This window comes from Streptococcus cameli, from assembly GCF_053207365.1.
This window is the reverse complement of record NZ_JBRUIM010000004.1, coordinates 1-11,976: the sequence shown is the minus strand read 5'-3', so window position 1 is coordinate 11,976 and position 11,976 is coordinate 1. Positions and strand designations below refer to the sequence as shown.

13 protein-coding genes, 4 tRNA genes and 1 rRNA gene are annotated in these 11,976 nt (G+C 40.4%); 5 read left to right on the top strand and 13 right to left on the bottom strand.

Translation table 11 applies throughout. The features are described from left to right. Window positions 1–8 precede the first annotated feature (8 nt). The 6 genes from ACVR1I_RS07920 to ACVR1I_RS07895 form a co-directional block, all read right to left on the bottom strand. A complete protein-coding gene (locus ACVR1I_RS07920) occupies window positions 9–1,013 on the bottom strand; it encodes an aldose epimerase family protein (RefSeq protein WP_447443482.1) in 1,005 nt (334 codons plus the stop codon). Window positions 1,014–1,154: 141 nt separating this feature from the next. Beyond that, window positions 1,155–1,559 (bottom strand): PTS sugar transporter subunit IIA, encoded by a 405-nt coding sequence (locus ACVR1I_RS07915; RefSeq protein ID WP_447443481.1) that lies wholly within the window; start codon window positions 1,557–1,559, stop codon window positions 1,155–1,157. Continuing rightward, window positions 1,559–2,377, bottom strand: a complete 819-nt coding sequence (locus tag ACVR1I_RS07910) for a PTS system mannose/fructose/sorbose family transporter subunit IID (protein WP_447443480.1) — start codon at window positions 2,375–2,377, stop codon at window positions 1,559–1,561. The genes ACVR1I_RS07915 and ACVR1I_RS07910 overlap by 1 nt, the downstream gene beginning before the upstream one ends. Continuing rightward, window positions 2,364–3,263, bottom strand: a complete 900-nt coding sequence (locus ACVR1I_RS07905) for a PTS mannose/fructose/sorbose/N-acetylgalactosamine transporter subunit IIC (protein ID WP_447443479.1) — start codon at window positions 3,261–3,263, stop codon at window positions 2,364–2,366. The genes ACVR1I_RS07910 and ACVR1I_RS07905 overlap by 14 nt, the downstream gene beginning before the upstream one ends. A gap of 44 nt (window positions 3,264–3,307) precedes the next feature. Beyond that, window positions 3,308–3,793: a PTS sugar transporter subunit IIB gene (locus tag ACVR1I_RS07900; RefSeq protein ID WP_447443478.1), complete on the bottom strand. Its 486-nt coding sequence runs from the start codon at window positions 3,791–3,793 to the stop codon at window positions 3,308–3,310. 23 nt (window positions 3,794–3,816) lie between these two features. Continuing rightward, the gene (locus ACVR1I_RS07895) at window positions 3,817–5,610 is read right to left on the bottom strand and encodes a glycoside hydrolase family 35 protein (RefSeq protein WP_447443477.1); all 1,794 of its coding nucleotides are present in this window, start codon (window positions 5,608–5,610) and stop codon (window positions 3,817–3,819) included. A gap of 161 nt (window positions 5,611–5,771) precedes the next feature. On the opposite strand from ACVR1I_RS07895, the gene agaR reads away from it, so the two are divergent. Beyond that, the gene (gene agaR / locus ACVR1I_RS07890; protein ID WP_447443476.1) at window positions 5,772–6,479 is read left to right on the top strand and encodes a transcriptional regulator AgaR; all 708 of its coding nucleotides are present in this window, start codon (window positions 5,772–5,774) and stop codon (window positions 6,477–6,479) included. A gap of 175 nt (window positions 6,480–6,654) precedes the next feature. Here agaR and ACVR1I_RS07885 read toward each other — a convergent pair whose 3' ends face one another. Both ACVR1I_RS07885 and rlmD read right to left on the bottom strand, forming a co-directional pair. Then, entirely contained in the window at window positions 6,655–7,383 is a 729-nt protein-coding gene (locus ACVR1I_RS07885) for a GntR family transcriptional regulator (protein ID WP_447443475.1), read from the bottom strand. Between the two features lie 86 nt (window positions 7,384–7,469). Further along, window positions 7,470–8,822: a 23S rRNA (uracil(1939)-C(5))-methyltransferase RlmD gene (rlmD, locus tag ACVR1I_RS07880; RefSeq protein ID WP_447443474.1), complete on the bottom strand. Its 1,353-nt coding sequence runs from the start codon at window positions 8,820–8,822 to the stop codon at window positions 7,470–7,472. Between the two features lie 57 nt (window positions 8,823–8,879). On the opposite strand from rlmD, the gene ACVR1I_RS07875 reads away from it, so the two are divergent. The 4 genes from ACVR1I_RS07875 to ACVR1I_RS07860 all read left to right on the top strand — a co-directional run bounded on the left by ACVR1I_RS07875 (window position 8,880) and on the right by ACVR1I_RS07860 (window position 11,428). Beyond that, window positions 8,880–9,650, top strand: coding sequence for a phosphotransferase (locus tag ACVR1I_RS07875; RefSeq protein ID WP_447443473.1), 771 nt, complete (start codon window positions 8,880–8,882; stop codon window positions 9,648–9,650). Between the two features lie 11 nt (window positions 9,651–9,661). Further along, window positions 9,662–10,438, top strand: a complete 777-nt coding sequence (gene recX, locus ACVR1I_RS07870) for a recombination regulator RecX (protein ID WP_447443472.1) — start codon at window positions 9,662–9,664, stop codon at window positions 10,436–10,438. Between the two features lie 71 nt (window positions 10,439–10,509). Beyond that, window positions 10,510–11,043, top strand: coding sequence for a nucleoside tri-diphosphate phosphatase (gene ntdP, locus ACVR1I_RS07865; protein WP_447443471.1), 534 nt, complete (start codon window positions 10,510–10,512; stop codon window positions 11,041–11,043). A gap of 67 nt (window positions 11,044–11,110) precedes the next feature. Then, on the top strand, window positions 11,111–11,428 hold the full coding sequence (locus tag ACVR1I_RS07860; RefSeq protein WP_447443470.1) for a DUF960 domain-containing protein: 318 nt from the start codon (window positions 11,111–11,113) through the stop codon (window positions 11,426–11,428). A 64-nt stretch (window positions 11,429–11,492) separates the two neighbouring features. Here the strand turns inward: ACVR1I_RS07860 and ACVR1I_RS07855 are convergent. From ACVR1I_RS07855 to rrf, 5 genes are all read right to left on the bottom strand, one after another. Beyond that, window positions 11,493–11,564, bottom strand: a tRNA-Glu gene (locus tag ACVR1I_RS07855). Between the two features lie 10 nt (window positions 11,565–11,574). Beyond that, window positions 11,575–11,648 (bottom strand) — tRNA-Ile (locus tag ACVR1I_RS07850). A 40-nt stretch (window positions 11,649–11,688) separates the two neighbouring features. Further along, a tRNA-Gly gene (locus ACVR1I_RS07845) sits at window positions 11,689–11,759 on the bottom strand. Between the two features lie 12 nt (window positions 11,760–11,771). Next, window positions 11,772–11,844: transfer RNA gene (locus tag ACVR1I_RS07840), tRNA-Val, on the bottom strand. A 5-nt stretch (window positions 11,845–11,849) separates the two neighbouring features. After that, window positions 11,850–11,965: ribosomal RNA gene (rrf, locus tag ACVR1I_RS07835) — 5S ribosomal RNA — on the bottom strand. Between the last annotated feature and the right edge of the window lie 11 nt (window positions 11,966–11,976).

Sequence of the window (11,976 nt, the reverse complement as noted above, 5' to 3'; positions counted from 1 at the left end):
AAACAATCTTAAAAAAGAAATTGATAGGAGAAGGAACTCTCATAAGTTTCTCCTTCTTCCAATAAAATCGAACAAAAGCCATCAAGATTACAAGCATCTGGAAAACCTTGGCACTCCAAACTAAAGGCGCCGTGCTTTTCTGCCAGCCCTTCTGGTCCATGATTGTAGGTATAGATGACAACGGCTGGTTGATTACTGCGCATCAAGAGACGAATTTTTTCATCCGGACTGATGACCTCAACTGGCACGTCCACATCTTTGAGTTCCCAAGGATGATCATAGCCACCAACCAACACATTCTGCTCAAAATCCGACTCCAAACCTTGTGCTAGCGGAGCAAATTCCCTAAAGTCAAATGGCGTTCCTACCACAGAAGCAAACTCTCCCGTAGGGAGGTTGCCTTCTCCAAGGGGAACATAGCGGTCCGCATGGATTTTCAACTGGTGATCCGCAACACTGTGGAAGAAGTCACCGCTCAAATTGAAATAGACATGATTGGTCGGATTGAAAACCGTGTCCTTTTCTGATTGGGCTTTAAAGTCTACCTTGACTTCATTTTCATCTGTTAAGGTAAAAGTGGCTGTCAGAGATACTGGACCTGGAAATCCATTGTGTCCGTCAGCAAGGCTCAAGTGAAAACGAACCTGATTATTGGTTTCGTCAACTTCACTCCCCCAATACTGAACGGTTGAGATATCCTCGCCACTATGCAAGGTTTTACCGGGTTCATTTTCTGTGAAATGAACCGTCTCCCCTTTTATCACCGTTTTGGCACCTGAAATCCGACCGACTACCGGAGCCACTGTCGCTCCGACATAGGTATCTTGTTCCAAGTACTCCGTATCAGAAGAAGCTGCCAAACTCACGTTTCGCAAGTGACCATCAATTGGTATGTTCACTTCGACAATTCGAGCACCAAAATTGGTCAGACTCAATTGCATGCCATTTTTATTGGTCAATCGAAAAAGTTTGGCTTGTTTTGTTCCAAATGAACTCTCAATAATGTTTCCCATTTCTTCACCTCACGTTCCTTTTTATTGATACAACTATTTTTCGACACTGTTATCATACCATATTTTATCCCCCAAAAATAGAGAGGGATTGGATAACCACCCAACCCCTCTCTAGGATATTTCAATTACTGACACAAGCTGCTATTCATCTTCATCGTCATCATCAGAAGCCAGCATGGCATTGACATGTTGAATATTATTGGAAGCAAAGTCCACATAATCGACCTCTTCGCCAACTAGAACACCATTTAAGTATCCGATAACCATCGGCATATTCATCCCTGCATAGAGTTGAACAGGTGCACCAGCAAGAATCAGACGAGAAACCACGTTACATGGAGTACCACCAAGCAAGTCTGCAAAGACAACATAATCATCCATATCTGCCACTAAGGCCTCAAATTTCCGTTGGAAATCTTCTGGACCTTCTTCTGGCAAAAGAGCAACTGCGTGAATGCTATCTTGTGGCCCCATAATCATTTCTGTACTCTTTTTTAATTCCTCACAGAAACGACCATGACTGACTAAGATTAGTTGTTTTCCCATTATTTCATACCCAATACAAAGTAACCAAAGGCAGAGCTAGCAATCGCAATCGCAATTAAAATGAAGATTGCTTTTGTAGAAGTCATACCCTTGCGGCCAAGCAACCAGTAAACAAATCCTGTAAAGATAGCTGGCACCAAACGTGGGAAGATTTGGTTCATCAAATCTTGGACATTAATTGTTTTCACACCAGTTGAAATATCTAGTGACAATTCAAAGTTGATCATAGTTGCAATCAAGGCACCGACCATGAAGACACCCATTACAGATGCAGCATCCACAATCGCAGTCAATTGGTCACGCATAGTGGTTACCAATTTTGTACCTTCACGGTAGGCTACTTCCAATTGTTTCCAACGGAAGATGTCATAGGCAATGGCCACTGCAACCCAAAGCAAGATACCGACTGGATTTTTCTCAACCGCCATACCTGCTGCGATAGAACCCATAATCGCTGGCACCAAAGAACCAAAGATAGAGTCACCAATCGGTGCAAATGGTCCCATCAAACCAGTTTTAATACCTGCAACCGCATCTTTAGATGCTACCCCTTCGTTTTCCTCAAGGGCAAGGTCAATACCAGTGATAATGGTGTGGAAGAAGTTTGAAGTGTTGAAGAACTGCGTGTGCATCTTCATCATTTCTTTCAATTCTGGTGTGCCATCTCCATACATTTTACGCAATTGTGGCAAAATGATGTAGAGGTAACCAGAAGCCTGCATCCGCTCGTAGTTCCAACCCCATTGGAAGGTAAACAAGCTACGTTTGTTGATTTGATTAAAATCTGCTTTTGTTAATTTATAATTAGATTTCGTCATCTTCAATTTCCCCGCTTTCTGAAACTTCAGCTTTTACCACTACTGGCGCGTTTTGGCTATTTTTGTAGTGAATAAAGGCAAGACCTGCACCGATAATAGCAATACCAATCATTGGAAGACCTTTGAAAGGTGCTGCATCAAATACAGTTGTTTCCAAACCAGCTTCTCCGATAATACCAGAAACCGCTGCTGCAACAGATGACAAGTTACCATAGACAGTTGTCAACATCGCTGTAATTGCAAATCCTAAACCAAGGTAGTGAAGATTGCGTTTTGTTGGCAAGTAGTGGAGCAAGATTGCAAAACCAAGACCTGGAAGCATACGACCTGCAAGTGTCAAACCATTTGCTAACCATTGTACACTCTCAACAGCATCAGTGAGTGCTTTAACAGCACCTGAACCAAAGGCAAGAGCAATGAAGACTGGAAGTGCACGAGAGAGTGCCCAAGGAATCGCACCCATGAGGTAGTCACGTTCAATTCCTTTGTAGTTGAAGTTTTCAATATGTTTGTCAATGCGGTGTGCAAAGAAAGTAGTTGAGAAACGACCCAAAATATCTGTATAAACCATCAACAAGGCTACTGGAACTGCAATTGTTGCAATAGCTTTTTCTGGATCAATACCTTGTGCAACTGAGAAAGCTGTCGCAAGTACCGCACCAGATGTTGCGTCGATACGAGATGCACCACCGAATGTACCAACACCGAGTACAGTAAGCTGTAAGCTACCACCGATAACCAAACCTGTACCCACATCTCCCATGATCAAACCTGCAATGAAACCTGCAAAGACAGGTGAACCTGCAGATGATACGATGGTCAACTCATCAAGGATTTGATAAGCTGAATACAAGGTTAGTAGTAAAATTTGCCACCATTGAATCATAATGATGTTCCTCCTAAAAATTTTTTATAAAATTGGAAACGAAATTAACGGACTTTTGCCAACAACGGCATAAAGTCTTGAGGGGTATCGCCTGGAACCATTTGAGCAATCAGTTTCACACCTTTTGCTTCAATCGCATCAAAATCAGCGATATCTTTATCCACCACATTGATGGAACGTGTCACAGAACGTGTTTCATCTGATTGGGACATGTTGCCGACGTTCAACTCTGGGAATTGAACACCTGCTTCTAATAATCCTAAGAAGCGATCTGGGCGACGGGCTACAATCAATAAGCGTTGTGAATCGTAGTTACCTGCTAAGATATTGTTTGCCGCTTTTTCAACTGGCAAAATAGAGAGTTTCACGCCTGGAGGTGTCGCCAATTTCAAGGCTGTTTTCTCCAAGTCATTATTGATAATATCGTTGTCCACAACCATGATACGGCTGATGTTTAACTTTGTTGTCCAAAGATTTGCCACCTGACCGTGGATCAAACGACCGTCAATACGTGTAGCAATAATTGCCATAGTATCTACCTCGAATAGAAAATCTATTCTTTCCTTTCTTCTTGTTGTAAATTTTTATAAACTGGTTGAGATGAGAACGAAACACTCTCTCGATACTGACCTTCTGTTTCAAAGACCACAATTTCATTGAGACCTTTCTTTAAGAAACCTTTTGGAAGATAGAGTGAGAGATGAGGCCCTCTCTCCCAGAAACGACCAATATGATGATCATTGACCAGCACCGCACCTTTCCCAAATCCTGTCATATCGAGATAAGTGTCTTCTAATTGATCCAGTTCAAACTGGTAGCGATAGAAGGCAGGTTGCCCCTCTTGCCAACCTTTTGAAAAATCAATTGACTGGCTTTCCTCAAATGGAATCGAGTACATTTCCCAATTGCCGATAAAGTGAAGATCGGCCATGGCTCCTCGTCCCAACCCCTTGGTTTGAGTAGGAGCTGTTAACTTGTGACCATAAGTCACACGCCCCATATTTTCCACCAAAATCGAAATTTCTGAGTGCTTTTCTTTTAATTCCAGTGCAATGTCCTCACCAATTTCATGCTGGTATTGGGTGGCTATCCATTCACCGTCTCGGTAAAGCTGTGCCCGATCCCTAGCATCAATGATGCGGAAGCGTTCTGGCTCCTCCTTGTCTTTTTCGATATGCGTACGATACAAGACATATCCTGTTGCTTGTCCCAGTTCTTCCATATTTTCTGGATAAAAACCAGTAGCAGTTGATCGTTTTTCTTCCAAACTAGCAAAGAGGCTTACTTTATCTACTAATGTTGCAGCAGGATAGCTCCTACTCCCCTTTATCAGTGGCTCTTTGTAATCCCCATCAGGAAACTTTTCTTTTAACTTGTTCTGTAAAGCATAGAATTTCTTAGTCGGATTCCCAGCTTCATCTAAGAGTGCATCGTAATCATAAGAAGTTACTTGTGGCAAGTCTGTTTGCCCACGAGCCGAACAACCATTCATAAAGCCAAAATTAGTGCCGCCATGGAACATGTACAGGTTGACACTCCCCAATTCAATGGCTTCCATAACTGCTTCAACCAATTCATCCGGGTCTCTACGGATAATTTCCTCACCCCAGCGATTGAACCAGCCGTCCCAGAACTCCATACACATGAGAGGCCACTTTTTGCCATATTCATCAAAGAAATCTTGCATCATGGCAAAGTTTTCTTTAGCCCTAGATCCAAAGTTCCCTGTGGTCAAAATATCATCTTCAATCATGCTACCAGCTCGAAGAGTTGCTCTCCACGGGCCATCTGATGTAAAGAATGGGGCCGTTAAGCCATGCTTTCTCATCAACTCTCCAACAGCTCTCAGGTAAGCTTTTTCTTGTCCATAGGAGCCATATTCATTCTCAATTTGGAACATGAGGATATTGCCACCCTTAGAGAATTGGTGTTTGACTAATTTAGGAAGAAGGACCGCATAGTAATCATCCACATGTTTCAAAAAAGCTGGATCACTAGAACGAACACGAACATCTTCATTCATTAGCCAATAAGGTAAGCCTCCCCATTCCCATTCTGCACAAATGTAAGGTGTCGGCCGAACAATAGCATACAAACCTAAATCATGTGCTTGTTGGATAAAGGCTTCCAAATCCAGAATACCTTCAAACTGATACTCACCTTTTTGTGGCTCATGCATGTTCCAAGGAACATAGGTCTCAACTGTATTAAAGCCAAGAGCCTTTAAATTATATAGCGAATGATACCAGTCATCTGGATGAACACGAAAATAATGTATGGCACCGGATAGAATTTTAAATGGTTGTCCATTCAAATAGAACTCTTCTCTTATTTGAAATTCATTCATTTCTTCCTCCTTGTGCAACCGTTTTCTTTTATATCATTATATTAACATAGTTTACTGGTTATGTCCAGTACTTTTTTTAAAAATTTTTTATCTTTTTTCTTAAAATTTTTGTAAACATTTAGTATAATAAGATATATAACATATCAGAAAGGAAGGATTGTATGAAAGTACCTAAGTACCAATTAGTACAAAACGAACTACGCCAGCAAATCATTTCTGGAAAATTTGAAAATGGCGATAAATTTTATACAGAAGCAGAACTAACCAAATTATATAATGTCAGCTCCATCACAGTTATTCGTGCAATGAACGAACTCGTAAAGGATGGTTATTTGGTTCGCCAACAAGGAAAAGGGACCTTCGTCTCTCGCTCTCGCAAAGGCAAATTGGTCGAGTTTTCTGACATCGAATTATTTCCTATGGATGATGACACCGTCACTGTTTTATCCTGTGAAAGAGGGAATTCTCCTGAGATTCTAGCCAAACTCAAATTGGACAAGAGTGAATACTACTATAAAATCGTTCGTGTCAGAACAACCAGTGATACCCCTTATATCTACCACCAATCTTATATTCCAGCCCGCTATATCCAACAAGATGCTGCACCGCTGGACCATTACCAATCCATTTACCAACGTTTTAAATTAGATTTTAATATCCATATGTCAGAAGAACCATTCGTGGAAACCAACGAAGTTGTCTTTCCGACACCTGGCTTTGTAGCAGAACACTTACAAATCGCTACAACAGAACCAACTGTATTCCAAAACCGCATTACTCAAAAAAGCAACAGCGATGAAATTTTAGAATACATCGAAACCTATAAACACTGGAAATTCTTTAAATTTGAAATTGCAGCGAATAAATAAGGACTGAGAATTCCCTCAGCCCTTGTTTTCTTTTTGATTGCATAATGATCTCTTCTGAGCTTGTAAAACCACTATTCATTTCTTAATTTCTTAGCTCGTGAAATCAGGTCCCCCGGACCTCTACTCGCTCTGCTTTTTCTTGGCTCGTGAAAAAGAGGTCCCCCGGACCTCTTTTTTAATCTATCTGTATATGTGAAATGTGGTAACGGAATTGGTCTGCACGCGCAATACTAAATGTGTATTCAATCACCCGATTTTTTGTATTGTAGGTTTTTCTCACTACATGCAGTACCGGATTTCCAATTGCAATATTCAAGTGTTGTGCTTCATTTTCTAAGGCAATGCTAGCATAAAATTCCTCGTCTGCTTGTCGGACAACTTGTCCCAAATCACGAAAAGAATCATATAAAGACCGCTTTTGCAGCATTTCAGCCGTCAGCTCTGCAAACAACGACTGCGGGACATAAGTTCGTTCCACCATCATCGGAATATGGTTGGCCATTCGCAACCGCTCGATTTCAAATACCAATTCTCCCTGTTCTAAGTGCATTTGTTTAGCAATATGCTCGGTTGCTTCAACCGTTTGAAAGGACAAAACCTTGGTTTCAGGATCCTTTCCCATTTTCTTCATTTGCTCTGTAAAACTATACATGGACGATAAGTCCACCATAGAATCTGAAATTTCTGAAACATAGGTACCCTTCCCATGTTTTTTATAGAGCAATCCTCTACTCTCGAGTTCTTTTAAAGCCAACCGCACAGTGATACGGCTAACATTATAAATTTGAGTCAATTCACGTTCGGAAGCCAGCTTCTCATTAGCCGTCATGGTTTCACGTATTTTATTTTCTAACACATCAACCAGTTGTAAATAAAGAGGTTTGTCATTCTCTGTATGAAGCATGTAGCATCTCCTCTCCTTTTCTTAAATTCATTATATTATTTTTAAAATATAAAATCAAGAAGAAACTGGTCATAACCAGTTTCTTCTCATTTTTTCACCAATTTCACAACCGCTTCTGTCCTTGCTGTATGTGGAAACATGTCCACTGATTGAATATACACGACCTCATAGCCCCTGGCCAATTGCTCCAAATCTCTGGCTAAGGTCGAAACATTACAGGAGACATAGACCATTTTCTCAGGCTGGTACTTCAGAATCGTTGCCAATAATTTTTCATCCAATCCTGTCCGAGGAGGATCTACAACCAAGGCATCAGCTCGATAGCCCTCCTTATACCATTTCGGGATGATATCCTCTGCTTTTCCAGCCTCGTAGTAGGTGTTAGCCAAGCCCATGTGCGTAGCATTTTTCCGTGCATCTTCAATCGCTTCAGGGATAATATCCATTCCTCTGACTGATTTGACTTTTTTGGCAAAGGCAAAGCCAATGGTCCCAACCCCGCAATAAGCGTCAATCAAGTCTTCATCTCCCCTGATGTCCAGGGCCTTGACTGCTTCGCTGTATAAAACTTCTGTTTGCTCTGGATTCAGCTGGTAAAAAGCCCGTGGCGAAAGCGAAAAGCTATAATCCAAAACAGACTCTATAATCGTTTCTTGCCCCCAAAGAATTTCCGTCTTATCACCATAAATTTCACTAGATTTTTTTGTATGGAGATTAAAAGCAACCGTCACAATCTCAGGAAATTCAGCCGTCAATTCTCGAATAAAGGATTGAAGATCTAAATGCCTCGAAGCCACCACAATCAACTGAACCTGACCCGTTTGACGGGCCCGTCTCACCATAACTGTTCGAACTCCCTGCTGCTTTCGCTCATCAAAAATTGGAATCTTATGCTTTGTCAGTAAATCAGCCACACGATTGATGATAGCCTGTGTTGTCTGATCCTGCACCAAACAGTCTTGAATAGCCACCAAGCGGTGAGAATTTTCAGCATACAATCCAGCTTTTACCTTGCCCTTGAAGGAACGCGTTTGGAACTGCAACTTTGCCCGGTAATACTGAGGCTCATCCATGCCTAAAGTTGGCCGAATGTCATAGTCTTCAAAACCATTTGGCTGAAATTTTTTTAAAGCCTGTCTCAGCAAATCGGCCTTAAAATCCAACTGCTGGTCATACCGCAAGTGCATGAGCTGACACCCACCACAAGCTTCATAAATCCCACAAGCAGGTTCTACTCGAAACTTCGACTTTTTATTGATTTTTAAAACTTTGGCTTCAACAAAATTCCTCTTCACTGCCGTAATCTGGCAAAAAACCTCTTCTCCTTTTAGGGCACCCGGCACAAACACCAGCGTTTTCTTATAAAAACCAATTCCTTCACCATTGATCCCCATCCGCTTAATTTTCAGCGGAATCCGTTGTTTTACTTGAACATTCATATCCCCATTATACCACTCTTCCGCAACAAGTTTAAATAATATGATACAATAAAGCATATGAAGACAATGCAATTACCCAAACAATTCCCTAAAGAAATCCAATCCTACCTAACCAAGACCGACTGGATTGACTGCTCCGGACACTCTGGAGCTACCGTTCTAAATTTGCAAAATGGCTACTATTTGAAAGTAGATCACCATGGCAAACTAAAAGAGGAAGCAGCCCTCACAAAGTATTTTTCCGATAACAAACTGTCTGCTCCCTTCGTCACCTATTTTTCACAAGATCCCTTTGATTACCTTATTACAAAAGAAGGAAAAGGAAGCCCTGCTCATTTACTATTAGACCATCCCAAACAAGTCTGTCAAACCATCGCCAATTGCCTAAAAGAACTTCACAAACAAAAACCTGATAAGGATCAGATAAGCAATCGCCTTCCTTCCTACCACAACACCGCCCTCAAAAATTATGAAAAAGGGAACTTCTATCAACAAGCCCTCTTGCCACGTTTTAAAATCCAAAGCAAAGAAGAAGCATACAACCTTATCACCAATCCACCTTGTCATTTGGACGCAAATGATTTTATCCACGGAGACGCTTGTCTGCCAAATATCTTATTGAAAGATGCCTCACAATTCTCATCTTTCATTGATCTTGGGCTTGCAGGTTACAGTGACAGACACATTGACCTCTACTGGGTTATATGGTCTCTAAACTTTAATTTAGGAAATGATGATTACGGCGACTATTTCTTAGATTGTTACGGCAGAGAAGAGATAGACGTTGAAAAATTACGGCTGGTTGCAGCCTACGAAGCATTTGGATAGAAAGAAAGACAATGAAAATTACGAAACTAGAAAAGAAAAAAAGACTCTATCTCCTAGAGCTTGATCACAAAGAAACTTGTTACATCACTGAGGATACCATTGTAAAATTCTTTCTGTCAAAAGATAAGGAGGTAGATGAAAAAACGTTTCAACAAATCAAATCCTTTGCCCAATTATCGTACGGAAAAAATCTTGCCCTCTACTATCTCTCTTTTAAGAAACGAACCAAAAAAGAAGCAACCCAATACCTCGAAAAATATGATATCGAATCAACTACCATTCAAAAAATCATCAATGAATTAGAACAAGAAAAATGGATTGATGACTACGACTACGCCCAGACCTATATCCAACAAAATCTTACTTCTGGAGACAAGGGCCCGATGGTCCTTCAGCAAAAACTGGCTCAAAAAGGGATTTCAAAACACATACTTAATCCCCTAATTAGTGAAACAGATTTTTCAGAACAAATCCAAAAAGTAGCAGAGAAAATTCTCAGAAAATACCAAGGGAAATTACCAACCAAAGCCTTGCAAGATAAGATAACACAGCAATTGATAAACAAAGGCTTTACTTACCAAAGCATCAAAACAATCCTGCCTAACCTAGCATTTGAAAAAGATGAAGAGACTGAATTGGAACTTCTTCATAAAGAACTGGACAAACAACATCGAAAATACGCTCGAAAATACGAAGGATATGAACTAAAACAAAGGCTCACACAATCCTTAGCAAGAAGAGGTTACGATTATGATTCCATTAAAAGTGCATTGAGAGACTATCTCTAATCTACCCTATTTTCTAAAAGTATGATATAATGTAGAAGATAAAATTGAAATTGTAGAAAGTTGGTAACAACGTGAAACAGCCGAAAGAAGGCGACTTTATTACAATTCAAAGTTACAAACACAACGGGGAATTGCACCGAACTTGGCGCGATACCATGGTACTAAAGACAACAGAAAATGCCATTATTGGAGTCAATAATCATACCTTAGTCACAGAAAACGATGGACGTCGTTGGGTGACACGAGAACCTGCTATTGTTTACTTCCATAAAAAATACTGGTTTAACATCATTGCAATGATTAGAGAAAACGGTGTCTCCTATTATTGTAATTTGGCAAGTCCTTTTCTCCTTGATAAAGAAGCCCTAAAATATATTGATTATGATTTGGATGTCAAAGTCTTCACAGATGGAGAAAAACGCCTCTTAGATGTTGATGAATATGAAAAACATCGCAAAGAGATGAACTACTCCACAGATATTGATTATATTCTAAAAGAAAATGTCAAAATTTTAGTAGACTGGATCAACAATCAACGTGGCCCATTTTCCCAAGACTATGTCAATATTTGGTACAAACGTTATTTAGAACTACGAAATCGATAAAGTCGCATAACTAAGAAAAACCTGATTAACAGGCTTTTTTCTTATACAGAATAAAAAGGAGGCAAAGATGGCCTTTACACAAACCAAAGGACGTTACGCAAGCTTTGGAATTATTACATCCATACCAGCCAATGTAATAGATTCCATTTGGTATATCATTGATAACTATTTAAAAGAAGTTCTACCTTTAAAGCATATTCTAACATTTAAGCTAAAAAATAATAAAGGAAAAATCTCCATCACATTCTCACAAGAAGGAAATAAGAATATTCTAACTGTTGACTTACAACATCGTTTTGACCCTTTCTACCCTCAAACAATCTTAATAATCGATCGAAAAGGCAAAGAAACAATATTGCTACCTGATGAATTAACAATTATTTAAGTAAAAGCATTCTAAAAATAGAATGCTTTTACTATACAAAAAAAGGACTTTCGTCCCTAAATGATAGTCCGTACGGGATTCGAACCCGTGTTACCGCCGTGAAAAGGCGGTGTCTTAACCCCTTGACCAACGGACCATTATATTAATGGGCACGAATGGAATCGAACCATCGACCTCACGCTTATCAGGCGTGCGCTCTAACCATCTGAGCTACGCGCCCAAACTAATAGTTTGGTAAATTGAATTTTTGAAAAATTCAAAGCGGGTGACGAGAATCGAACTCGCGACAACAGCTTGGAAGGCTGTAGTTTTACCACTAAACTACACCCGCTTATTAATAAAATGGGAGTTAACGGGATCGAACCGCTGACCCTCTGCTTGTAAGGCAGATGCTCTCCCAGCTGAGCTAAACTCCCAATTCGCTAAGCAACTCCCTTATCTCACAGGGGGCAACCCCCAACTACTTCAGGCGTACTAGGGCTTAACTGCTGTGTTCGGCATGGGTACAGGTGTATCTCCTAGGCTATCGTCGCTTAACTATGAATGCG